The following is a 22,951-nucleotide window of genomic DNA, read 5'->3' as shown; positions in this document are numbered from 1 at the left end:
ATTTACCATTCGGCAAAGCTGCCGTCTTCGTGGCGCCAGATCGGGTTGCGCCAGCGATGGCCTTCCCTGGCACGCTCGATGACATAGGCTTCGTCCACTTCGACGCCGAGGCCAGGGCCCTGGGGAATGGAGACGAAACCGTCGGCGTACTGGAAGACTTCCTTGTTGGAGATGTAGTCGAGGATGTCGTTGCCCTTGTTGTAGTGGATGCCGAGGCTCTGCTCTTGGATGAATGCATTGTAGGAGACGGCATCGACCTGCAGGCAGGCGGCCAGCGCGATCGGCCCGAGCGGGCAATGCGGTGCGAGCGCCACGTCATAGGCTTCGGCCATGGCCGCGATCTTACGGCATTCGGTAATGCCGCCGGCATGCGAGAGATCCGGCTGGATGATGTCGACATAGCCGTCCGACAGGACCGACTTGAAGTCCCAGCGGGAAAAGAGGCGTTCGCCGAGCGCGATCGGCGTCGAGCAATGATTGGCGATTTCCTTAAGCGTCTCGCGGTGTTCGGACAGCACGGGTTCCTCGATGAACATCAGCTTGTAAGGCTCGAGCTCCTTGGCGAGAACCTTGGCCATCGGTTTGTGAACACGGCCGTGAAAATCGACGCCAATGCCGACATGCGGTCCAATTGCCTCGCGGATCGTGGCGATGGTTTCGACCGCCTTGTCGATCTTTTCGTTGGTGTCGACGATCTGCATTTCCTCGCAGCCGTTGAGCTTGATCGCCTTGAAGCCGCGGGCGACGACGTCCTTGGCGTTGCGGGCGACATCGGAAGGGCGGTCGCCGCCGATCCACGAGTAGACCTTGATACGATCGCGCACCTGGCCACCAAGCAGCGAATGGATTGGCTGGCCGAGCGCCTTGCCTTTGATATCCCAGAGCGCCTGGTCGATGCCCGAGATCGCCGACATGTGGATCGCGCCGCCGCGATAGAAACCGCCGCGATACATGACGGTCCAGTGATCTTCGATCAGGAACGGATCCTTGCCGACAAGATAATCGGCGAGTTCGTGGACGGCCGCCTCGACGGTCAGTGCGCGGCCTTCGACAACCGGTTCTCCCCAGCCGACAATGCCTTCATCGGTTTCGATCTTCAGAAACAGCCAGCGCGGCGGGACGATATAGGTGGTCAGTTTGGTAATCTTCATGGACGTCTGCTTTCGTTTCGCTTCGTGTTCCATCGGCGAACGAAGCCGCCGACAGTGTTCTGAATTCGGTTATTTGGTCCGGCCGGCGACGGTGAGGTCGCGTCCGGCGAGATCAAGAATCCGGTTGGTGCAATCGCGCGCTTCCGACGCGTCGCGCAGGCGCAGCGCCTCCACCACCTTGCCATGCAGGGCGATCGCCTCCCGATGATCCGGCACGGCCAGGTTGGACGCATGAAGCGCGAATTTCAGGGCGGCATGGATGGCGCTCGAGAGGCGGCGGAAGACCTGATTATGGCTCGCGCGCAGCAGCACGGTATGGAAAAGCAGATCCGCCTCGGTGAAGGCTTCGGGATCGTCGTTTGCCGATTGCATGCGCCGCCAGGCTTCCTCCAGATCGGCGATCTCCTGGGTGGTTGCGCGGCTTGCGGCATATTCGGCGGCAGCCGGCTCGATGGTGCGGCGGGCTTCCAGGATGCTTGCCAACAGGTCGAAATTGCCAAAATGCGGCCCCATCCATTCCAGCACATCCTGATCGAGAATATTCCACTCGTCCTTATCGCAGACTGTGGTGCCGATGCGTGGCTTGCCTCGTACGAGTCCTTTGGATTCCAGCACCTTCAGAGATTCGCGGATCACGGTGCGGCTGACACCATGGAGATCGCAGAGGTCGTTTTCGCGCGGTAGCAGCGTGCCGGCAGCATAGCGGTTGGCGCAGATATCTTCGGCAATCGCCGCCGTGACGTTACGGCGGACGCGCGGGCGGCGCTCGGGCGCCGTGCTTTTCTCGTCGCGTCTTGCTGCAGGCAGCATCGGAGGGCTCCTCGGGGCCACCTTTTTAAAATAATCATCATACATTATCAATTCTCTTGTATGATGATTTTCGTTCAATCTGATGTCGTCTTCCGCGGATAGAGGACTATATTGCCGGTCGGAAGGGCGGGATGTCCTTCGCGGTGGAGCGCTGCTGCGCTTCGAAAATCAATCGAAACAGGAGGACGGCATGCAGATCAATCGCACAGGTTCAGCCCAATGGTCGGGCGGTCTCAAGGACGGCAAGGGTCAGATCTCGACCCAGAGCGGCGCGCTGAATAACTATCCCTACGGCTTTGCAAGCCGCTTCGAAGGCATCCCCGGCACCAACCCGGAAGAGCTTATCGGTGCTGCGCATGCCGGTTGCTTTACCATGGCGCTGTCGCTGATCCTTGGTGAAGCCGGCCTCAAGGCTGATCATATGGAAACCTCCGCCAAGGTGACGCTTGAAAGCGTCGAGGGCGGTTTTGCCATCACTGCCATCCATCTGTCGCTGACAGGCAGCATTCCGGGCGCCGACCAGGCAAAGTTCGAAGAGCTCGCCGGCAAGGCAAAGGCCGGCTGCCCGGTCTCCAAGGCTCTTTCAGCCGTTCCGATCACGCTCGACGTCAAGCTCGCCTGATTCTTCCAACCTGTTTTCGTCCTGGTGCCGCAGTCTTCCGGGCTGCGGCACTTTCTATTTGCGGCGTAAAATCGTTGACAAATGAACAATGATATTTTACGACTGATGAAAATCGAAATTCGTCAGTCGTAAAATATCAGGCCTGAAACCATGAATGACATCGCGGAAAATACGCTGGACGTCACACGGCAGGAAAATATCACCCGTATCCTCGATGCGGCCGAGCGGCTCTTCCGTCACTATGGATATGCCAAGACCACAGTCGCGGATGTTGCCCGCGAACTCGGCATGTCGCCTGCCAATATCTACCGCTTCTTCGCCTCCAAGGTCGAAATCCACCAGGCGATCTGCGGCCGGATGCTGGCAGCCGCCTATCAGCTTGCATCCAACATCTGCCATCAAAAGATCAGCGCTTCGGACCGGCTGCGCCAGTACGTCCGCAGCCAGTACCAGCTGACGCTCGATACCATGCTCGACCAGCAGAAGGTGCATGAGATGGTGGTCGTCGCGATCGAACGCGACTGGCACGTCATCGAGAGGCACATCGACTCCATTCACGCATTGCTTGCCGATGTCATCCGCGAAGGCATCGCTGCCGGTGAATTCGCCGAACAGGATCCCGAGGTCGCCTCCCGCTGCTTTGGGGCGGCGACCATCAATCTCTGCCATCCGCAGATGGTAGCCCAATGTCTTGCCAAGACGAACCGGGCAGCCGTCGACGAACTGATCGAATTCGCGATCAGGGCACTCAGAAAATAAGTGCGGCCAGCGCCGTTCGAGAAACCCTAGATAATCAGGAGCGCGAAAGATGTTTTCGCTCAAGACCTTCAGCAACCGTATGCCGTCCGTCATGAGCCTCGCGCTCGTCAGCGCGATCGGGCTCGGCGTCGCCGGGTGCACGGAAGAAAAGGCAGAGGTCAAGCAAGTCATCCGTCCGGTGAAGGTGGTCGAGATCGCCAAGGCCGGTGATACCCGCACGCTCAATTATTCCGGCTCGGTGCGAGCACGCACGGAAATGAACCTCGGCTTCCGGGTCAATGGCAAGATTACCGAGCGTCTCGTCGATATCGGCGAGCGGGTGAAGCCTGGCGATATCCTCGCCCGGATGGATTCCACCGATTACCAGCTCGCGGTGAAGACTGCCGAAGCCAATCTCGCCGCCGCCGAAAAGGCGGTCGAAACTGCTGATATCGCCAACCGTCGCGCCGAACAGCTCTTCGACAAGAATATCGCGCCGAAATCGCAGGTCGAGCAGGCGTCTCTTAGTCGTGATCAGGCGATTTCGGCTCGCGACGCTGCAGCTTCCGCTCTCGATCAGGCGAAGAATCAGGTGAGCTATACGGAGCTCAAGGCTGATCACAATGGCATCGTGACCACCATCAATGCCGATGTCGGTCAGGTCGTGGGATCGGGAACGCCTGTCGTCACCGTCGCTGTCGACGGCGAGAAGGAAGTGCAGATCGCCGTGCCGGAAAACGATATCGCCCAGTTCAAGCCGGGCAAGACCGTGAAGGCCGGCTTCTGGGCCGACAGCAAGCTGGTGCTCGACGGCACGGTTCGGGAAGTTTCCGGCAGCGCCGACCAGCAGTCCCGTACTTTTGCGGTGCGCGTCAGCCTGCCCAACGATCCGCGTGTGCTGCTTGGCATGACGGCAACGATCGAAGCCGCTGTCGGCAATAGCGATACCTATGCCTCCATTCCGCTCAGCGCATTGGCGCAGAAGGACGGCAAGCAAGTCGTCTGGACCGTTGACCGCAGCACGGAGACCGTTCACGTCAGAGGCATCGAGGTCGCCGATTTCACCGGCGATGGCGTACGTATCGCCAAGGGCCTCGACAGCGGCGACCTCGTCGTCGCCGCCGGCACTCAATTCATGAGCGAAAACCTAAAGGTCAAGCTTCCCGACCAGCAATCGGCCGCCGCCGACACGGACGCAACCGTCCGCTGACAGAATAGGAAGAGGGACCCGGATCATGAACGCCACCACCACTGAAAAGCGCCCCTTCAATCTTTCACGCTGGGCGATTGGCCATCCAAGCATCGCGCGGTTCCTTTTCGGGCTGATCCTGATTACCGGCGTGCTCGGCCTGACCCGTATGGGTCAGAAGGAAGACCCGGATTTCACCTTCCGCGTTATGGTCGTCCAGGCGATCTGGCCAGGCGCTTCGCTGCAGGACATGGAAGACCAGGTCACCAACAAGATCGAGCGCAAGCTGCAGGAGACCCCGCATCTCGACTGGGTGAAATCCTATACGCGTGCCGGCAGCACGATCATCACCGTGCAGGTGAAAGGCGATACGAATAGCGCCCAGGTAGCGGACGCCTTCTATCAGGTGCGCAAGAAGGTCGGCGACATCAACAGCGATCTGCCGCAAGGCCTGCTTGGCCCCTATTTCAACGATGAATTCGGCGACACGTTCATCACGTTGCATTCAATCAGCGGCGATGGCTATTCCTATCCGGAACTGAAGAAATTCGCGATCCAGGCGCGCGACATGCTGTTGACGACGCCGGGTGTCGAAAAGGCCGTCATCATCGGCGACCAGCCGGAAAAGATCTATATAGACGTCTCCTCGAAGGCGCTCGCCGAACGCGGTCTGACAATCCCTGACCTGCAGAACGCCATCAAGGGACAGAATGCCGTCGATCCGGCGGGCAATGTCGATACAGGTCTGCGCTCAGTACGCATCTCCGTCGAAGGCAATGTGCACAAGGTGGAGGATATCCGCGAGCTGCGCCTGCGATCCGGCAGTCAGGTGACGCGCCTCGGTGATATCGCCACCGTCACCTCCGGCCTCGAAGACCCCTACCAGCGCAAATACCGTTTTAACGGTCACGAAAGCGTGCAGGTCGGTGTCGTCATGGCCAAGGGCTTCAAGGTCACCGATGTCGGCAAGGATGTGGAAGCGACCTACAAGCGCTTCGAGGATTCGTTGCTTTATGGCGTCGCCGTCGACCAGATCTCCAACCAGCCCGACGTCGTGACCGATGCGGTCAGCGAATTCATGCATGCACTGGGCGAAGCCCTTGCCATCGTGCTCGTCGTCTCGTTCGTGTCGATCGGCTGGCGCTCGGGTCTTGTCATCGCCATTGCCATTCCGCTGGTTCTGGCTGCGACCTTCGCCATCATGTACGAGCTCGGCATCGATCTGCAGCGCATTTCGCTCGGCGCACTCATCATCGCGCTCGGCCTGCTCGTCGACGATGCGATGATCGTCGTGGAAATGATGGAGCGAAAGCTCGAAGAAGGCCTCGTCAAGATCGATGCGGCGAGCTTTGCCTATTCCTCGACCGCTTTCCCGATGCTGACGGGTACGCTGATCACCACGGCGGGCTTCATCCCGGTCGGCTTTGCTGCATCGACGGCCGGCGAATATGTCCGTACGCTCTTCTATGTGGTTGGTATCGCGCTGGCGACCTCATGGTTCGTGGCGGTCTATTTCACGCCGTGGCTCGGCTACATGATCCTGAAGCAGCGCAAGCATGCGGGCGAGCATCATGACGTGTTCGATACGCGCTTCTACCGCGGTCTGCGCCATACGGTCGCCTGGGCGGTGCGCCATCGCGTCATCGTGCTTGCGCTAACGCTCGGCACGTTCGTAGCGAGCCTCTGGAGCTTCCAGTTCATCCCACAGAACTTCTTCCCTCAGTCTTCGCGTCCTGAAATCCTCGTGGATCTCTGGCTGCCCGAGGGGACCAGCATCAAGGAAGTGGAAGTCCAGGCAAAGGCGCTGGAAGCCAGGATGATGGACGATCCGGATAAGAGGTTCATCGCCACCTATATCGGCGAAGGCGCGCCGCGCTTCTTCCTGCCGCTCGACCAGCAGCTTCGCAACCCGAACTATGCGCAGCTGCTGATCATGGCCAATGACGAGCCGGCCCGCGAGCGGCTGATCATCAAGCTCCGGACGATCCTTGCGGAAGATTTCCCGTCTATCCGCGGCAAGGTCGATCGCCTCTTCCTCGGCCCGCCGACGGGCTGGCCGGTGCAGATGCGCGTGATGGGTCCGGACCGTGCGGAAGTGCGCAAGATTGCCGATCAGGTGAAGGAGCGCTTTACCAGGGATCCGATGCTCGGCGCTATCCACGACGACTGGCTTGAGCCGGTGCCGGCCATGAAGCTGGTCATCGACCAGGATCGTGCCCGTGCCCTCGGCGTCACCTCGCAGCGCGTCCGCCAGATGCTGCAGACCGCCATGTCCGGCGCGCCGCTCGACGATTTCCGCGATGGCGAGGAGACGGTTTCGATCGTCGCTCGTGAGCCGGACGCCAACCGTTCGCTGCTCTCTGCCGTCAACTCGGTCTATGTGCCGACGGATTTCGGGGGCTTCGTGCCGGTCTCGCAGATCGCCAAGGTCGTGCCATCAATGGAGCAGGGCGTCGAATGGCGACGTGACCGCCTGCCGACGATCAGTGTCCGCGCGACACTGCCTGACGGTGTCCAGTCGAACGACGTAGTGACCAAACTCTACAATGACATGAAGGACCTGCGCGACAGCCTGCCGGCTGGCTACAAGATCGAGATCCAGGGCGGTGCCGAGGATTCGGCTGAAAGCCAGGCATCGATCGCTGCCAAGGCGCCGATCATGCTCGTCGTCATCATGATCCTGCTGATGGCCCAGTTGCAGCACTTCGGCAAGGCAATGCTGGTCTTCGCCACCGGTCCGCTCGGCATCATCGGTGCGGCCTCCGCCCTGCTGATCAGCGGCGCGCCTTTCGGCTTCGTGGCGATCCTCGGCGTCATTGCGCTGCTCGGCATCATCATCCGCAACTCGATCATCCTCGTCGACCAGATCGACCAGGATATCAAGGCCGGCATGCACCGGCAGGAGGCGATCGTCGGTGCAGCGGTACGCCGCTTCCGGCCGATCATGCTGACGGCGTTGACGGCCGTGCTGGCTCTGATCCCGATCTCGCGCGGCGTTTTCTGGGGCCCACTCGCCTACGCCATGATGGGCGGTATTCTGGTTGCCACCGTGCTGACCATCCTCGTGCTGCCGGCCGGTTATGCTCTGTTCTTTGGCCGCGAGCCGAAAAAAACGAGGAATAACGAATATGCCAATGCCAACCAGGAAGAGGCGGATGGCGATATCCATCATCCGCCGGCATTGGCAGCCGAATGAGACATGGCGCGGTCGAGGCCGCGCCATTTTTTGTTTCCGCTCATCCTTCGCTTCAAGCGATCGGCTTCGTGCTTGCGGCAGTAGCAGAGTGTCTCTCCCAGACTGCGCGGTCGCGCGTCATCGTGCGCAGGATGCTACCGTCGGAGCTCTTGCGCACCAGCGCCATGTCGCCGTTGGTTCGATGTCTTCTGGCACTGGCGTGGTGAAGATCGCCATGCGGATCTTCGGAAAAACTCTGCACGAGCATTTCCCGGATGGAAGGGCAGCTTCATCGCAGGCGGTGAAGGGCTCTGGAAAAGGGTCCCTCGGGCACGCTTCACATTGAATTTTCTCGATCTCCCTTAATGCCTGCAAATTGTCAAGCCGCGAAAGCACGCGAGGAGACGATGGCGCTAAACGCGAGTAAAGATCGCCCTATATTCGTCGGAGGGAGGATATGACTGTGGCCAATTACCATCTGGAAGCGAGCTGGCGCCCGGTCGAAGGAAGCTTCGGACGCTTCAGCTTCGCGCTCTTCAACCTGTCTGACGAACCGCTTACCGGTTTTACACTCACCTATACTTCGCTCACCCGGGTAGCGGATGAGCATGTCGCCGAGGGTGCGGTGCTCAAGCGGCGTGTTGCCAATCTTCACGAATATTCTCCGCCCGACGGGCTTACGCTCAGGCCCGGCGGCTGCTGGCAGTTTGCCGTAGAAGGACTGGCGAATGGCCCCAAGCACGTCACGGCCGGAATCAAATCCGCATACCTCACGCTCGCCGATGGCCGGCACGTTCCCGTCAGCTTTGGCGATCTGATGCTCGATGGCGCAGAGCGTGGCGATTTGCCGGAGCTGCTGCCGAGGGGCGAGGTGATCGAGCCGTTTTCGCTGCTGCCGTGGCCACTTTCCCTGTCGATGCGGCCGGACGAGGTGCCACCCGTCGCGCTCTATCCGGCCGACGGCTCGCGCCCCGAGGACATCAAGGCCGTGGCAAAGGTGCTGGCACTCTACCAGCGGCTCTTTCCGGCCGATAACATGCCTTTCACGCTGCAGCCGGTGCAGGGCGGGCGGCCAATCCACTTCAAGGTGGAATCCTCCATCATGCCGGCAGCTTACGAGCTGCGCTTCACGTCACAGGAGATCATTCTCGCCACCGACGACGAGGCCGGACGGTTCTACGGGCTGATCAGCCTTGCCCAGCTGCTGCATGGCGCTCGGCGGGAGGCGGAAATCTTTCAGTTTCCGGTTTTCGGCGACATCGCCGATCAGCCCCGTTACGCGTGGCGCGGCTGTCACCTCGATGTTTCGCGCCAGTTCTATCCGGTCGCCGATATCGAACGCCTGATCGATATCCTCGCCTGGAACAAGCTCAACATCTTCCACTGGCATCTGACCGATGACGAGGCATGGCGGTTGGAGATCAAAGCCTATCCGGAACTGACTGACATCGGGGCAAAACGCGGACCGGATGAAGTTCTGGTGCCGCAGCTGGGTGACGGTGCAGAACCCCGCTCGGGATATTACACGCAGGATGACGCACGACGAATCGTCGCACATGCTGCAGCCCTTCATGTCGATGTCTTGCCGGAGATCGATATTCCCGGACACAGTGCGGCGGCGCTCCTCTCCCTGCCGCAGCTTGTCGACGGGCAGGAGGCGCCGGACAGCTATCGTTCGGTGCAGGGCTATCCGAACAATGCGCTCAATCCGGCGATCGACTTCACCTATGAATTCCTGGGCAAGGTGTTCGATGAGGTGGCGGCGCTTTTTCCCTTCGAATATCTGCATATCGGCGGGGATGAAGTGGCGCACGGTTCCTGGCTTGCTTCACCGGCCTGTAAGGCGTTGATGCAGAAAGAGAAGCTTGCCGGCACGGCCGAACTCCAGTCGTATTTCATGCGGCGGATCAAATCCATGCTTGCCGAACGCGGCAAGAAGCTTGCCGGCTGGAACGAGGTGTCGCATGGCGGCGGTGTCGATCGCGACGGCACGCTGCTGATGGCCTGGGAGAAGCCGGAGGTCGGTATCGAACTGGCGACAGAGGGTTATGATATCGTCATGACGCCGGGGCAGGCCTATTATCTTGACATGGCGCAGGCGGAAGGCTGGGGGGAGCCCGGCGCCAGCTGGGCTGGTTTCACGCCTCCGGAAAAGACCTATGCCTACGAGGCGGAGGGCGAATTGCCCGCGGAGCTGAGAGACCGGATGCGCGGCATCCAGGCGTGTATCTGGGGCGAGAACTTTGTTTCGCGAGCCTATTTCAACCGGCTGGTCTTCCCACGGCTGTCGGCAGTGGCAGAAGCTGCCTGGACTCCGACGCTGCGGAAGGACTGGCTGCGCTTTGCCGCAATCGTCAGGATGTGGCCGAAGCTCTGAGATTCGCCTTTACGCAGTTCAGCCTGCTTCAGCCTGCAGGCCCAGAAGCGCCGCGCCGATCAGACCCGGCTCGATACGGCATTCGCTGCGCACCACCAAGGGGCGGTCGAATTTTCGCAGGATGCGGGCGCGGACTGCCTGATCGAGTTCGGCAAGAAGCGGCTCGACATTCGACAGGCCGCCTCCAACGGGCACGATGGTCGCACCTGTTATGTTGATCGCGAGCGCCAATGGCGAGGCGACCAGATCGACATAGACATCGATCGTGCGGGTGGCCTTTTCCTGGCCCCTGCGCCAATCGGCGATGATTTCTTCGCTGGAAAGATCGAGATCATGCAGCGTCTTGTGCAGGCGTTCGAGACCGCGCGCGCCGCCGACGGTATCGACGCAGCCCTTCTGTCCGCAGCCGCAGGCATAGGCGGGGATGGCGACCGGAGGACTGCCCGCCTGCGATGCGATGATCGGGCCGTGGCCCCACTCGCCGGCAAAGCCGCCCGATGCATTGATGAGGCGGCCATCGGTGACGACGCCGCCGCCGACGCCGGTGCCGAGTATGGCGCCGAAGACGATGCGATGGCCGCGGCCGGCGCCGAGCTCCGCTTCCGCCATAGCGAAACAATCGGCATCATTGGCGATCAGCACGGGCAAGCCGAGCTCAGCTTCGAGGTCGGCCGAGAGATTGCGGCCGTGGATGCATGGGATATTGGCAACGATCAGGCGCTGGGTGTCCGGATCGACGACGCCGGCAATCGAGAGCGCAATGCGCGAGGGTCGCTCGTCGGCTTCGGCGATAAAGCTCTTCAACGTTTCGACGAAGGCCGGAAAATCGTCCTTCGGGGTCGGACGGCGGGCAAGCGGCATGATGTCGGATTCCGAACGCGCAATCCCGCCCTTGATGGCGGAGCCACCGATATCGAATGAGATAATCATCTGTTGTCTGCCAATTCTTCGTGTCTGGCGTCTGCTCGCACTCTTGGGGTCGAATTACAAGGATTATTCGATAACTGAACTAAGGGATCTGTGCATGCTCTTACAATTTCATCCGTCAGGGTCATGCTAATGGCATATTGCAGGGGCAAGTTTTCCTCATTCACCTGCCGATGCCGGATTCATGACAGTCGAAAATACCGATGCCAATAGAACCACCGCCCGCAGGCCTCGCCCAAAAGGCCGGCGGCTCTCGTCCATTCTTCGACAGATGGCGGCGGATCGAAACCGCGAACGGGTATCGATCGGCGATTTGTTCCAGACGATGGGCGACCGGGCGATTGGCGCCTTGATGCTGATCTTCGCATTGCCGAACGCCTTTCCAACGCCGCCCGGTACCTCCTCGCTGCTCGGCGCTCCGCTGATCTTCCTCGCCGCACAGCTTACCTTCGGCCTGAAACCGTGGTTGCCGGAGGCGATTGCGGCGCGCTCCATGCGACGGGAGGATTTCGAGACGATCGTCGGGCGCATCCACCCCTGGCTTGCCCGGACGGAGCGCATGCTGCAGCCGCGTCTTGGAATTCTAGTGGAGCCGCCTGCCGAATATCTGGCCGGCTTCTGCTGTCTGGTGTTGGCGATCGTTCTCGTGCTGCCTGTGCCGCTCGGCAACATCCTGCCGGCGATTGCGATTTCGCTTTTCTCCTTCGCAATCCTCGGCAGGGATGGGCTGTTTTCGCTTCTCGGCTTCCTTACGACGATGGTTTCGCTCGTTGTTGCCGGCGGGGTCATCTACGGGCTCGTCAAGGCTGCGATCTTTATCGTCATGCGGTGGTTCGCATAGAGAATGCACTGCTCGCCTTTTCAACGCCCTCGACATTTGCCTGATTTTTGTTTTGATCTGGCCCGACACAGACTCAAAGAAATCAATCGGCGGCGGTAAATGGTAAAAAGATCGGAGACATCAGGACGGCTGGACGATGCGGCGCGCGCCGGCTGGCTCTATTATGTCGCCGGCCGCACGCAGGATGAAATCGCGTCCGCCATGGGAATTTCGCGCCAGTCGGCGCAGCGGCTCGTTTCGCTTGCTGTGGCAGAGCGGCTCATTAAGGTTCGGCTCGACCATCCGATTGCCGCCTGCCTCGAACTCGGCAATCAGCTTCGCAAGAAATTCGGCCTCAAGCATGTCGAGATCGTTCCGAGCGATTCAGGCTCTTCGTCGACGACAGTCGGCATTGCGGAGGCTGCCGCTTCCGAAATCGAGCGCTGGTTGAAGCGCCCCGATCCGATCGTGCTCGCGGTCGGTACAGGGCGAACTCTGAAGGCGGCCGTCGATCAATTGCCGGCGATCGAATGTCCCAATCATCGTATCGTCTCGCTGACGGGCAATATCGCGCCCGACGGTTCGGCCGCCTATTACAACGTCATCTTCAGCATGGCCGATGCGGTCAAGGCGCGGCACTTTCCGATGCCGCTGCCGGTGCTCGTCACCTCGGCGGAAGAGCGGGAGCTTCTGCATGGCCAGCAGCTCGTGCGCTCGACGCTGGCGATCAGCGCGCAGGCGGATGTGACCTTCGTCGGTATCGGCGAACTCGGCATCGACGGTCCGCTCTGCGTTGATGGTTTTCTCGAAAAAGACGAGATGATGGAACTGATGCGCGGGGGCGCGGCAGGCGAGATCTGTGGCTGGATATTCGATGCCGACGGCAAGCTTCTGGATAACCCGATCAACGAGCGTGTCGCGTCGGCTCCGATACCGCCGCGCGATTCGTCCGTTGTCATCGGGATCGCCAAGGGCAAGCGCAAATTCAGGGCGATCAGGGCTGCCATCAGCGGTCATCAGGTGAACGGTCTGATCACCGACGAAGAGACCGCTGAGTTTTTGCTCAATAGCTGAGCAAAAATATTACCGTTTTAAATCAATAGTATAGTCTGTTCTTTCGGCATCGCAGCAACGATTGCCGATTGACAAATTGTCGCTGGTGGTGAGTAATTGCCCATGAGCAAAGCGAATGCTCACACTCATCTTCTGGGAGGAAGATATGACATTGAGAACTTTCCTGCTGGGCGCCTGCTCAGCAATGGCGTTTGCCGGCATGGCTTCGGCCGAGACGCTGACAATCGCGACCGTGAACAACGGCGACATGATCCGGATGCAGAAGCTGACGGATGATTTCAAGGCGAAGAATCCCGGCATCGATCTTGAATGGGTAACCCTCGAAGAAAACGTACTGCGCCAGAAGGTCACGACCGATATCGCGACCAAGGGCGGCCAGTATGACGTGCTGACGATCGGCACTTATGAAGTTCCGATCTGGGCAAAGCAGGGCTGGCTCCTGCCGCTGGACAATCTCGGCGACAGCTATGACGTGAATGACCTGCTGCCGGCTATCCGCAGCGGCATCAGCAAGGACGGCAAGCTCTATGCAGCTCCGTTCTACGGCGAAAGCTCCATGGTCATGTATCGCAAGGACCTGTTCGACGCTGCCGGCCTGAAGATGCCCGACGCGCCGACCTGGGACTTCATCGCAGACGCTGCGAAGAAGATCACCAACAAGGACAAGGAAATCTACGGCATCTGTCTGCGCGGCAAGGCCGGCTGGGGTGAGAACATGGCCTTCCTGACGGCTATGTCGAACTCCTTCGGCGCTCGCTGGTTCGATGAAAAGTGGAAGCCGCAGTTCGATCAGCCCGAGTGGAAGGACACGCTGACCTTCTACGTCAACCTGATGAAGGAAGCCGGCCCTCCCGGCGCTTCTTCCAACGGCTTCAACGAAAACCTGGCGCTCTTCCAGACTGGCAAGTGCGGCATGTGGATCGACGCAACGGTTGCTGCTTCCTTCGTAGCCGATCCGAAGCAGTCGAAGGTTGCCGACAAGGTCGGTTTTGCGCTCGCTCCGGACAAGGGCCTCGGCAAGCGCGGCAACTGGCTCTGGGCCTGGAACCTCGCCATCCCGGCAGGTTCGCAGAAGGCTGAAGCAGCCGAGAAGTTCATCGCCTGGGCAACGAGCAAGGATTACACCAATCTCGTCGCCCAAAAGGAAGGCTGGCTGAACGCACCTCCCGGCACCCGCACTTCGCTCTATGCGAATGCCGACTATCAGAAGGCTGCGCCGTTTGCGAAGATGACGCTCGACAGCATCAACTCCGCCGACCCGACCAAGCCGACCGTCAAGCCGGTTCCCTATGTTGGCGTCCAGTTCGTGGCGATCCCGGAATTCCAGGGCATCGGTACGGCCGTTGGCCAGCAGTTCTCCGCAGCCCTTGCCGGCCAGATCTCGGTCGACCAGGCTCTGCAGAGCGCGCAGCAGCTGACCACCCGCGAAATGACCAAGGCGGGCTATATCAAGTAAAACCTCCTGAGCATGTACGGAATGCTTGACATTCCGCACCTCCGGCCGCCGATCATCCGAACTGTATCGGCGGCCTCTTTTTTCGAAACGTCCTGCAGCCATTCCCGCTTCAGATCAGACCGGTGATTTGCCATGGCAACGTTACACACCCGCTCCGCAGCGCGCCTGATGATGGCCCCTTCCGTGGTGCTTCTCTTCGCGTGGATGATCGTCCCGCTGGCGATGACGATTTACTTCTCCCTGCTGAACTACAATTTGCTCAGCCCCGGCATGGAAACCTTTGTCGGCCTCTTAAACTATCAATACTTCCTCACCGACCCCGCCTTCTTGGCCGCGCTCGCCAATACGCTGGTGCTGGTCGCGGGCGTGCTCGTCATCACCGTTGTCGGCGGGATCCTCTTTGCGCTGCTGCTCGACCAGGAGATTTATGGTCAGGGGATCGTGCGCATCCTGGTGATCGCACCTTTCTTCGTCATGCCGACGGTGGCGGCGCTTGTCTGGAAGAACATGTTCATGAACCCGGTCAATGGCCTCTTCGCCTTTATGGCAAAGGCTGTTGGCCTGCAGCCGATCGACTGGCTGGCAACGGTGCCTTTGTTCTCGATCATCCTGATCGTTGCCTGGCAGTGGCTTCCCTTCGCCACGCTGATCCTGCTCACGGCACTTCAGTCGCTTGACGAAGAGCAGAAGGAAGCCGCCGAAATGGACGGCGCCGGCGCGATCTCGAAATTCATCTATATCATCCTGCCGCATATGGCCCGAGCCATCACGGTGGTGATCCTCATCCAGACGATCTTCCTGCTGTCGGTCTTTGCCGAAATCCTCGTCACTACCAATGGCGGCCCCGGCACGCAGAGCACGAACCTCACCTTCCTGGTCTATGCTCAGGCTCTGCTGCAGTTCGATATCGGGGGGGCTTCGGCCGGCGGTATCGTGGCGGTCGTGCTTGCCAATATCGTTGCGATCTTTCTCGTGCGCCTCGTCGGCAAGAATCTGGAGGCTTGAGATGGCTAGAAAGGTTACTACCCAACGCAAGGTCATCATGACCGCGATCGCCTGGGCGCTCGCCATCCTGATCTTCTTCCCGATCCTCTGGACGTTTCTGACGAGCTTCAAGTCGGAGGCGGATGCCATCGCTTCGCCGCCGCAGTTCCTGTTCTTCCACTGGACGACGGAGAACTATGCAGAAGTGCAAAGCCGTTCCAACTATCTCACCCACTTCATGAATTCGGTGGTGATCTCCTTCGGCTCGACGCTGATCGGACTCATCATCGCAATTCCGGCCGCCTGGGCCATGGCCTTTGCGCCCACCAAACGGACGAAGGATGTGCTGATGTGGATGCTGTCGACGAAGATGATGCCGCCGGTCGGCGCGCTCATTCCAATCTACCTGCTGTTCCACAATTCGGGCCTGCTCGATACGCGGACCGGCCTGGTGATCGTGCTGACGCTGATCAACCTGCCGATCATCGTCTGGATGCTCTACACCTATTTCAAGGAAATTCCCGGCGAAATCCTGGAAGCTGCGCGCATGGACGGAGCCTCGCTCGTCAAGGAAATAGTCTATGTGCTGACGCCGATGGCAGTGCCGGGCATCGCCTCGACGCTGCTGCTCAACATTATCCTCGCCTGGAACGAAGCCTTCTGGACGCTGAACCTGACGGCGTCAAAGGCGGCGCCACTGACAGCCTTCATCGCCTCCTATTCGAGCCCGGAAGGCCTGTTCTACGCCAAGCTTTCGGCAGCTTCGACCATGGCGATCGCGCCGATCCTCATCCTCGGCTGGTTCAGCCAGAAACAACTTGTCCGCGGCCTGACCTTCGGCGCGGTGAAATAAGATCATAGGGAGAGAAACATGGGCAGCATTACCCTTCAAAAGGTTTCGAAGGTCTTCGGCGAAGCCAAGGTCATCCCTTCGATCGATCTCGATATCAAGGACGGCGAATTCGTCGTCTTCGTTGGCCCCTCCGGCTGTGGCAAGTCTACGCTGCTGCGGCTGATTGCCGGCCTGGAAGATGTTTCCGGCGGCAAGATCGTCATCGACGGCAAGGACGCGACGGAAAGGGCGCCGTCCGAGCGGGGGCTGGCGATGGTCTTCCAGTCCTACGCGCTCTATCCGCATATGAGCGTGCGCAACAATATCGCCTTCCCATTGAAGATGGCGGGCATGGACAAGGCAGAGATCGACCGTAAGGTCAATGATGCCGCGCGCGTGCTGAACCTCGGCGACTATCTGGACCGCAAGCCGCGCCAGCTGTCGGGCGGCCAGCGCCAGCGCGTCGCGATCGGCCGCGCCATCGTGCGCCAGCCTTCAGCCTTCCTCTTCGACGAGCCGTTGTCGAACCTCGATGCGGCGCTGCGCGTCAATATGCGCATCGAAATCAGCGAGTTGCATCAGCAGCTCAAGACGACGATGATCTACGTGACTCACGATCAGGTGGAAGCCATGACCATGGCCGACAAGATCGTGGTGCTGAACAGGGGCAATATCGAGCAGGTCGGTTCGCCGCTGGAGCTCTATCGCAGTCCGCGGAACCTCTTTGTGGCAGGTTTCATCGGCTCGCCGCGCATGAACTTCATCACGGGGCAGAATGCCGCGCAGCTTAACGCGCACACGATCGGCGTCCGTCCCGAGCATGTTCTTTTGTCGACGGAAGGTGGTGACTGGAAGGGCAAGGTCATGGTTGCCGAACATCTCGGCTCCGACACCTTCCTGCACGCTGACGTCGACGGCATCGGCATGGTGACGGCACGCAGCAATGGCGATTTTGCTTCCAAGGCCGGCGACGCCGTTTACCTGACGCCGGACAAGACGCGCATTCATAAATTCAACGAGAGCGGCCTCGCGATCTGAGGCGGCGGCTGGGGGCAACATGCGGACCGGGTAATCTCGTCCGGTCCGCGCTACGAAGGGCGGGAGCCTTTTCGCAAGACCTTCAAGAGGACTGAAACATGACGTGCAAACTATCGCTGGCAACGCTCGCCGAGGCGGCAAAGACCGCGGCCATTCCGGTTTACGATCGGGCGTCGCTGAAAGCCGGCATCGTGCACTTCGGCGTCGGCAACTTCCATCGCGCCCATCAGGCGATCTATCTGGACGATCTTTTCAATGCCGCAAGCGACCATGATTGGGCCCTTATCGGCGCCGGCGTGCTGCCCTCGGATGCGGCGATGCGCGACAAGCTTGCCGCACAGGATTTCCTGACGACCGTCGTCGAGCAGGATAACAATAAGACGGCGGCGCGTGTAACTGGGCCGATGATCGATATCCTGCCGGTCGGCGAACCTGATGTCATCATCGCCAAGCTCGCCGATCCCGAGATCCGCATCGTCTCCATGACGATCACGGAAGGCGGCTATTTCATTGATGCGTCGGGCAAGTTCAATCCGGCGCACCCCGCTATTGCTGCCGACGGGCAGAACCCGTCTGCGCCGAAGACGGTCTTCGGGCTGATCGTCGCTGGCCTGAAGGCACGCAGGGACAAGGGTATTGCGCCTTTTACCGTCATGTCCTGCGACAACATTCCTCATAATGGCGTCGTCACCGCGAACGCCGTCGTTGGTACGGCGAAGCTCTCCGATCCTGCCTTTGCCGAGTGGATCAAGGCGAATGTTTCCTTCCCGAACGGCATGGTCGACCGCATTACACCGGCGACCAGCCAGCGCGAGATCGACTTCCTGAAGGATAATTTCGATATCGAGGATAACTGGCCCGTCTATTGCGAAGAGTTCAAGCAGTGGGTGCTTGAAGACAAGTTTCCGATGGGTCGCCCGGCGCTCGAAAAGGTCGGGGTCACCTTCGTGCCTGACGTCACACCCTATGAGCATATGAAGATCCGCATCCTCAATGGCGGCCATGCGGCAATCGCGTATCCGGCCGCACTGATGGACATTCATTTCGTCCACGAGTCGATGGAGAACGATCTGATCCGAGCCTTCCTCGCCAAGCTGGAAAACGAGGAAATTATCCCGATCGTGCCGCCGGTGCCGGATACGTCGCTGCAGGACTATTTCAAGCTGATCGAACGCCGCTTCCTCAACCCGAAGATCGCCGACACGATTCCGCGGCTGGCTCAAGACGGCTCCAACCGCCAGCCGAAATTCATCCTGCCCTCGACGCTCGACAATCTGCAGCAGGGCAAGGACGTCGTCGGCCTCGCGCTCGTCTCGGCTCTCTGGTGCCGCTACTTCTTTGGAAAGAGTGACAGCGGCAAGGATATCGCCTTCAACGATGCCAGTGCCGACCGTCTGCATGAAGCGGCAGTCAAGGCCAAGGACGATCCGGTCGCCTTCCTCGTCTTCGACGATATTTTCGGCGAAGTCGCGAAATCAGATCTTTTCCGCAAGCGTTTCGCCCATGCTCTCAAAACCCTGTGGGAAAAGGGCACGAAGGAAACTCTGCAGCTCTATCTCGACGGCAAGCTCGCAGTGTAAAGAATCCAGATGGCGGCATTTCTGCCGTCATCCCGGCCTTGCGGACGAAGCAGGACGGTTTCGTCCGAACTGAACTCAGGTTGGGTCTTTCATGGCTGATGCTGAACCACGGCTGGTCATTTTCGATTGCGACGGCGTACTTGTCGACAGCGAGCCGATTTCGATTTCCGTTCTCGTCAAGGCAATGGCCGGTCTCGGCGTGACGATTACCGAGGATGAGGCCTATGAGCGTTTCCTCGGCAAGAGCCTTGCGACGCTGATCGACATATTGGAGACGGAGTTCAACGTGCACGCCAACGAGGAATTCCTCGAAGGCATCCGCACCAATCTTTATGCCCGTTTCCGCACCGAGCTGAAGGCCATGCCGGGCATCGGCGATACGATTGATGCCCTCGGCGTTCCCTGCTGCGTCGCCTCCTCCAGCCAGGTCGAGCGGATCAAGCTGTCGCTTTCCGTCACCGGGCTCTTACCGAAGCTGCCGAATATCTTCAGTGCCAGCATGGTCAAGCGAGGCAAGCCGGCGCCTGATCTCTTTCTCTATGCGGCTAAGCAGATGAGCGTGGAGCCACGCGATTGCATCGTCATCGAAGACAGCCCGGCGGGCATTGCCGCGGCAAAAGCTGCGGGCATGACGGTATTCGCCTTCACCGGCGGTTCGCATGCCAACTTCGCCGGATACCGGGAGGAACTCGACAGGCTTTCGCCGGAAGTCGTGTTTGACGCCATGCCGGAATTGATACACCTTGTCCGCAAACAAAAGCGGGACGGGACTCAGCATTGATGCGTGATCATGTGATTGCGGTGGACGTCGGCACGGGCAGCGCACGCGCCGGTGTCTTCGACGCGCATGGCCACCTGCTCGCCAAGGCCGAACATTCGATCATCATGAACCGGCCGCGGGAAAACCATGCCGAACATGATTCCGAGGACATCTGGGCCGCCGTCTGCATTGCGGTGCGCGCGGCGATGGGCCAATCCGGCATTGCGGCGGCCGCAGTCGGCGCGATCGGTTTCGATGCCACCTGTTCGCTTGTGGTGCGAGACACCGAGGGCAGGCAGATCAGCGTTTCCACCGGCGGCGAGACGCGTTTCGACACGATTGTCTGGCTTGATCATCGGGCATTGAAGGAAGCCGATTTCTGCACGGCGACGAAGCATGAGGTGCTGGAACATTCCGGCAATGTCATGTCGCCGGAGATGGAAATGCCGAAGCTGATGTGGCTGAAGAAGAAGCTGCCGGCGACCTGGGAGAAGGCAGGCTATTTCTTCGATCTTGCTGATTTCCTGACCTGGAAGGCGACGGGTTCGCTTGCACGCTCCCGCTGCACGCTGACAGCCAAGTGGAACTATCTCGCCCACAGGGAACAAGGCTGGCAGCAAGATTTCCTGCAGCAGATCGATCTTGAGGACCTGCGGGCGCGCGGCCATCTGCCGGATGAGACGGTGGCCGTCGGCGAGAGCATCGGCAAGCTGAGCCCGCAGGCTGCCGAAGCGTTGGGATTGACGACCGATTGCTGTGTCGCGGCCGGAATGATCGACGCCTATGCCGGTGCGCTCGGAGCGCTCAGCGGCTATGCTGGCGACCCGGCAGGACTCGAGCAGCAGCTTGCGCTGATTGCAGGAACGTCAAGCTGCGTCGTTGCTTTCTCTCGTGAGCGAAAACCCAGCCAGGGAATGTGGGGCCCCTATTACGAGGCGGTATTTCCTCAATCATGGCTTGTCGAGGCCGGCCAATCGGCGGCCGGTGCGTTGCTCGATCATATCGTACGCATGCATGCGGCTGGCGGCGAGCCGACCGCCGTGCTGCATCAGAGGATCGTCGCCCGCATCGCTGAGCTCAGGGCAGAAGAGGGAGCCGCGCTTGGTGCACGGATACTCGTCCTTCCGGATTTTCATGGCAACCGGTCGCCATTGGCCGATCCGCATGCCGTCGGCGTCGTCAGTGGCCTGACGCTCGATACGTCCTTCGACGGGCTGTGCGCGCTCTATTGGCGCACCGCAGTCGGGATTGCCCTCGGTATCCGCCATATCCTTGAGACGATGAAGGACTATGGGTACGTGCCGGATACTCTGCATGTGGCTGGCGGCCACGTGAAAAACCCGGTGCTGATGGAACTCTATGCGGATGTGACGGGTTGCAAGGTCATCGTGCCCGAGATGAACGAGGCGGTTCTGCTCGGCACCGCGATTGCCGCATCGGTTTCTTGCGGCTTGCAGAGGGATTTGGCCACGGCGGGCAGGGCGATGTATCCGGGTGGCGCTGAGCGACTTCCCGACAGGAACAAGCAGGCGATTTACGATCGTGATTATCGTCGTTTTCTTGCCATGTATCGCCACCGGGCAGAGCTGGAAGCCATGGACTAATCTAGCGGTTCGCCGCTTCGCCAAGGATAGCTGCAAATTCCACCATACGTCGGCGGCGCTGACCGGCCTCCTCGCCGGCATTCAATATGACTGCCTCGGCAAGGCAGTCGAGCAAGGCGATCAGTGGCGGCAGGTTATCCGTGTCGGGCGCGCGGGCAGGCGGCAAAGGCAGGACGACGTTCGACTGTTCGGGCAGCCAGTCGGCATTCTGAGCGGAAATCAGGATCACCTTATAGCCATAGCGCCTGGCGGTGCGCGCAAGCAGCCGTGACCTCGCAAAGCTCCGGCAATCGATGATCACAAGCACCGCGTCGTCGACGAAGGAGCGGGCAAAAAGCTCTGTGAAGTGATTAGCAGCGCCATCGATCGCATATACGCTATCGCGGGCCTGGATCAGCCGCTGACAGAAATGATTGGAGAAGCCAGCAAGCCTGATATGAGTGGCGACGAAAACTTCCCTAGAGGTGCCGATCATTGCGACGGCTTCGCCCCAATGCGGCTGGGCGGTCAGATGATAGATGTGATGCAGCGCCTGTATCTGCTCGGCTACAAGAACGGCAAGCGCCTTACCTTCGGTAGCGTCAGCCTGCAACTCCGTCATTGCGCTTTGGAACTGGACGGGCGAAGTCGTCGCCGTTTCGCGAATCTGCACCTTGACACTGTCCAGACCCTGATAGCCGAGTGCACGCAGGAAACGGCCAACCGTCATGGGCGAAAGATCGAGTCGATCGGCGACCGACGCGGCGGTTTCGAACGGCAGATCGTTCAAATGTTCGGTGAAATACTTGGCGATGCGTCGTTCGGCAGGCGTGCCGGACTTCGCGTATTGCCTAAGCTTCTGTACAAAGTCTTCCACGTCGCAGCCTCCCCATATCCCTAGAGACTTTCCGTGGATTCATGCGGAGCCGAATCCCTGTTTTTTCAATATTACCCGGAAGCTCTTCTTAGGCCCACACGTATTTCGAACATTACGAACTATATATTAGCACTTAAATTTGGACAAGTTTTCTATTCCAGCATGTAATTTTCAACTGGCTTGCCGGGAGGGCGCAGAATTCCTACATGACGCCGCATAACGGAGACGCCACAAATGATCCTTGATGCCGCCCGCCTTTCACTTGCGAACCTGTTTGCACCGGAGACACGGTCGGTTTTCTGGAAGGTTCTGGGACTGACGGTGCTGGTTCTGATCGGTCTGTGGTTTGTGCTGCGTGGCCTCTTCCTGGCCTTTGTATTTCCTTGGGTGACCGGGTTCTTTCCCGAGATGCCCGATTGGGCCGGCTGGCTGAGTTTCGTTTTTCTGATAGCTGCGGGCATCGGTCTTGCGCTCGGGCTAGCGCTGCTTCTTTCGCCGGTCACAGCCCTCATTGCCGGCCTTTTCCTCGACGACGTCGCCGAGGTGATCGAGACGCGGGACTATCCGCAGGATGACCCTGGCAAGGCCATGCCGCTTGGTTCGGCCGTGGCAAGCTCGCTCAAATTCCTCGGTGTGATTATCGTCGGCAATATCGTCGCGCTCTTGCTGCTGTTCATTCCCGGCGTCAATCTCGTGGCGTTCTTCCTGGTGAATGGCTACCTACTCGGGCGAGAATTTTTTGAGTTCGCGGCCATGCGCTTCCGTTCACCGCCCGAGGCGCGGTTGTTTCGCGTCAAGCACGGTCCGACCGTCTTTCTCGGCGGACTGGTGATCGCGCTTTTCCTGGCGATCCCGATCGTCAACTTGCTCACGCCGCTCTTTGCTGCCGGCATGATGGTACATCTGCACAAGCTGATTTCCGCGCGGGATCCTGGCTCCCGCGCCTGAGGAAGACGAG

20 protein-coding genes are annotated in these 22,951 nt (G+C 59.8%); 15 read left to right on the top strand and 5 right to left on the bottom strand.

From position 1 onward, the window contains the following. Window positions 1–2: 2 nt before the first annotated feature. Together dgoD and FHX15_RS17295 are read right to left on the bottom strand one after the other, a co-directional pair. Window positions 3–1,151, bottom strand: a complete 1,149-nt coding sequence (gene dgoD, locus FHX15_RS17300) for a galactonate dehydratase (RefSeq protein ID WP_184399179.1) — start codon at window positions 1,149–1,151, stop codon at window positions 3–5. A gap of 69 nt (window positions 1,152–1,220) precedes the next feature. Next, a complete protein-coding gene (locus FHX15_RS17295) occupies window positions 1,221–1,961 on the bottom strand; it encodes a FadR/GntR family transcriptional regulator (protein WP_184399176.1) in 741 nt (246 codons plus the stop codon). A 190-nt stretch (window positions 1,962–2,151) separates the two neighbouring features. Between FHX15_RS17295 and FHX15_RS17290 the strand changes: the two genes are divergently transcribed. The 4 genes from FHX15_RS17290 to FHX15_RS17275 all read left to right on the top strand — a co-directional run bounded on the left by FHX15_RS17290 (window position 2,152) and on the right by FHX15_RS17275 (window position 7,706). Next, entirely contained in the window at window positions 2,152–2,583 is a 432-nt protein-coding gene (locus tag FHX15_RS17290) for an OsmC family protein (RefSeq protein WP_184399174.1), read from the top strand. Window positions 2,584–2,733: 150 nt separating this feature from the next. After that, window positions 2,734–3,342, top strand: a complete 609-nt coding sequence (locus tag FHX15_RS17285; protein ID WP_184399171.1) for a TetR family transcriptional regulator — start codon at window positions 2,734–2,736, stop codon at window positions 3,340–3,342. 49 nt (window positions 3,343–3,391) lie between these two features. Further along, on the top strand, window positions 3,392–4,531 hold the full coding sequence (locus tag FHX15_RS17280; RefSeq protein WP_184399169.1) for an efflux RND transporter periplasmic adaptor subunit: 1,140 nt from the start codon (window positions 3,392–3,394) through the stop codon (window positions 4,529–4,531). Window positions 4,532–4,556: 25 nt separating this feature from the next. After that, on the top strand, window positions 4,557–7,706 hold the full coding sequence (locus FHX15_RS17275) for an efflux RND transporter permease subunit (protein WP_184399166.1): 3,150 nt from the start codon (window positions 4,557–4,559) through the stop codon (window positions 7,704–7,706). Window positions 7,707–7,758: 52 nt separating this feature from the next. On the opposite strand, the gene FHX15_RS17270 is transcribed toward FHX15_RS17275, so the two are convergent. Further along, complete coding sequence (locus FHX15_RS17270) at window positions 7,759–7,947, bottom strand: hypothetical protein (RefSeq protein WP_184399164.1); 189 nt, start codon at window positions 7,945–7,947, stop codon at window positions 7,759–7,761. A gap of 201 nt (window positions 7,948–8,148) precedes the next feature. On the opposite strand from FHX15_RS17270, the gene FHX15_RS17265 reads away from it, so the two are divergent. Continuing rightward, a complete protein-coding gene (locus tag FHX15_RS17265; protein ID WP_184399291.1) occupies window positions 8,149–10,062 on the top strand; it encodes a beta-N-acetylhexosaminidase in 1,914 nt (637 codons plus the stop codon). A gap of 18 nt (window positions 10,063–10,080) precedes the next feature. On the opposite strand, the gene FHX15_RS17260 is transcribed toward FHX15_RS17265, so the two are convergent. Beyond that, window positions 10,081–10,992 carry an ROK family protein gene (locus FHX15_RS17260; protein WP_184399162.1) on the bottom strand — a complete coding sequence of 304 codons (912 nt, stop codon included), beginning with the start codon at window positions 10,990–10,992 and terminating at the stop codon, window positions 10,081–10,083. Window positions 10,993–11,173: 181 nt separating this feature from the next. Here FHX15_RS17260 and FHX15_RS17255 point away from each other — a divergent pair, with 181 nt between their 5' ends. The 9 genes from FHX15_RS17255 to FHX15_RS17215 all read left to right on the top strand — a co-directional run bounded on the left by FHX15_RS17255 (window position 11,174) and on the right by FHX15_RS17215 (window position 21,137). Beyond that, window positions 11,174–11,830, top strand: a complete 657-nt coding sequence (locus FHX15_RS17255) for an exopolysaccharide biosynthesis protein (RefSeq protein WP_184399160.1) — start codon at window positions 11,174–11,176, stop codon at window positions 11,828–11,830. 99 nt (window positions 11,831–11,929) lie between these two features. After that, on the top strand, window positions 11,930–12,883 hold the full coding sequence (locus FHX15_RS17250) for a sugar-binding transcriptional regulator (RefSeq protein ID WP_184399158.1): 954 nt from the start codon (window positions 11,930–11,932) through the stop codon (window positions 12,881–12,883). Window positions 12,884–13,028: 145 nt separating this feature from the next. Then, window positions 13,029–14,339: an ABC transporter substrate-binding protein gene (locus FHX15_RS17245; protein ID WP_184399156.1), complete on the top strand. Its 1,311-nt coding sequence runs from the start codon at window positions 13,029–13,031 to the stop codon at window positions 14,337–14,339. Window positions 14,340–14,471: 132 nt separating this feature from the next. Continuing rightward, on the top strand, window positions 14,472–15,344 hold the full coding sequence (locus tag FHX15_RS17240; protein WP_184399154.1) for a carbohydrate ABC transporter permease: 873 nt from the start codon (window positions 14,472–14,474) through the stop codon (window positions 15,342–15,344). Window position 15,345: 1 nt separating this feature from the next. Beyond that, window positions 15,346–16,176 (top strand): carbohydrate ABC transporter permease, encoded by an 831-nt coding sequence (locus tag FHX15_RS17235; protein ID WP_184399152.1) that lies wholly within the window; start codon window positions 15,346–15,348, stop codon window positions 16,174–16,176. A gap of 18 nt (window positions 16,177–16,194) precedes the next feature. After that, on the top strand, window positions 16,195–17,193 hold the full coding sequence (locus FHX15_RS17230; RefSeq protein WP_184399150.1) for an ABC transporter ATP-binding protein: 999 nt from the start codon (window positions 16,195–16,197) through the stop codon (window positions 17,191–17,193). A 98-nt stretch (window positions 17,194–17,291) separates the two neighbouring features. Continuing rightward, entirely contained in the window at window positions 17,292–18,773 is a 1,482-nt protein-coding gene (locus tag FHX15_RS17225; RefSeq protein WP_184399148.1) for a mannitol dehydrogenase family protein, read from the top strand. 91 nt (window positions 18,774–18,864) lie between these two features. Then, complete coding sequence (locus tag FHX15_RS17220) at window positions 18,865–19,554, top strand: HAD family phosphatase (RefSeq protein WP_184399146.1); 690 nt, start codon at window positions 18,865–18,867, stop codon at window positions 19,552–19,554. Continuing rightward, window positions 19,554–21,137, top strand: coding sequence for an FGGY-family carbohydrate kinase (locus FHX15_RS17215; protein WP_184399144.1), 1,584 nt, complete (start codon window positions 19,554–19,556; stop codon window positions 21,135–21,137). The genes FHX15_RS17220 and FHX15_RS17215 overlap by 1 nt, the downstream gene beginning before the upstream one ends. A 1-nt stretch (window position 21,138) precedes the next feature. Here the strand turns inward: FHX15_RS17215 and FHX15_RS17210 are convergent, their stop codons facing one another. Next, on the bottom strand, window positions 21,139–21,993 hold the full coding sequence (locus tag FHX15_RS17210) for a MurR/RpiR family transcriptional regulator (protein ID WP_184399142.1): 855 nt from the start codon (window positions 21,991–21,993) through the stop codon (window positions 21,139–21,141). 234 nt (window positions 21,994–22,227) lie between these two features. Here FHX15_RS17210 and FHX15_RS17205 point away from each other — a divergent pair, with 234 nt between their 5' ends. Then, a complete protein-coding gene (locus tag FHX15_RS17205; protein WP_184399140.1) occupies window positions 22,228–22,941 on the top strand; it encodes a sulfate transporter family protein in 714 nt (237 codons plus the stop codon). Window positions 22,942–22,951: the final 10 nt, after the last annotated feature.

Origin of the sequence: Rhizobium sp. BK650 (assembly GCF_014195325.1) — a bacterium.
Classification (GTDB): domain Bacteria; phylum Pseudomonadota; class Alphaproteobacteria; order Rhizobiales; family Rhizobiaceae; genus Rhizobium.
Note: the sequence above shows the minus strand (reverse complement) of the source record. Positions and strands in the feature narration are given on the sequence as shown.

Excerpts from the sequence above, each read along its gene's own strand:
- FHX15_RS17295 (WP_184399176.1), bottom strand. The coding sequence starts at position 1,961 with ATGCTGCCTGCAGCAAGACGCGACGAGAAAAGCACGGCGCCCGAGCGC.
- FHX15_RS17260 (WP_184399162.1), bottom strand. The coding sequence starts at position 10,992 with ATGATTATCTCATTCGATATCGGTGGCTCCGCCATCAAGGGCGGGATT.
- FHX15_RS17255 (WP_184399160.1), top strand. The coding sequence starts at position 11,174 with ATGACAGTCGAAAATACCGATGCCAATAGAACCACCGCCCGCAGGCCT.
- FHX15_RS17205 (WP_184399140.1), top strand. The coding sequence starts at position 22,228 with ATGATCCTTGATGCCGCCCGCCTTTCACTTGCGAACCTGTTTGCACCG.
- FHX15_RS17290 (WP_184399174.1), top strand. The coding sequence starts at position 2,152 with ATGCAGATCAATCGCACAGGTTCAGCCCAATGGTCGGGCGGTCTCAAG.
- FHX15_RS17245 (WP_184399156.1), top strand. The coding sequence starts at position 13,029 with ATGACATTGAGAACTTTCCTGCTGGGCGCCTGCTCAGCAATGGCGTTT.
- FHX15_RS17220 (WP_184399146.1), top strand. The coding sequence starts at position 18,865 with ATGGCTGATGCTGAACCACGGCTGGTCATTTTCGATTGCGACGGCGTA.
- dgoD (WP_184399179.1), bottom strand. The coding sequence starts at position 1,151 with ATGAAGATTACCAAACTGACCACCTATATCGTCCCGCCGCGCTGGCTG.
- FHX15_RS17250 (WP_184399158.1), top strand. The coding sequence starts at position 11,930 with ATGGTAAAAAGATCGGAGACATCAGGACGGCTGGACGATGCGGCGCGC.
- FHX15_RS17240 (WP_184399154.1), top strand. The coding sequence starts at position 14,472 with ATGGCAACGTTACACACCCGCTCCGCAGCGCGCCTGATGATGGCCCCT.
- FHX15_RS17235 (WP_184399152.1), top strand. The coding sequence starts at position 15,346 with ATGGCTAGAAAGGTTACTACCCAACGCAAGGTCATCATGACCGCGATC.
- FHX15_RS17230 (WP_184399150.1), top strand. The coding sequence starts at position 16,195 with ATGGGCAGCATTACCCTTCAAAAGGTTTCGAAGGTCTTCGGCGAAGCC.
- FHX15_RS17280 (WP_184399169.1), top strand. The coding sequence starts at position 3,392 with ATGTTTTCGCTCAAGACCTTCAGCAACCGTATGCCGTCCGTCATGAGC.
- FHX15_RS17215 (WP_184399144.1), top strand. The coding sequence starts at position 19,554 with ATGCGTGATCATGTGATTGCGGTGGACGTCGGCACGGGCAGCGCACGC.
- FHX15_RS17285 (WP_184399171.1), top strand. The coding sequence starts at position 2,734 with ATGAATGACATCGCGGAAAATACGCTGGACGTCACACGGCAGGAAAAT.
- FHX15_RS17275 (WP_184399166.1), top strand. The coding sequence starts at position 4,557 with ATGAACGCCACCACCACTGAAAAGCGCCCCTTCAATCTTTCACGCTGG.
- FHX15_RS17225 (WP_184399148.1), top strand. The coding sequence starts at position 17,292 with ATGACGTGCAAACTATCGCTGGCAACGCTCGCCGAGGCGGCAAAGACC.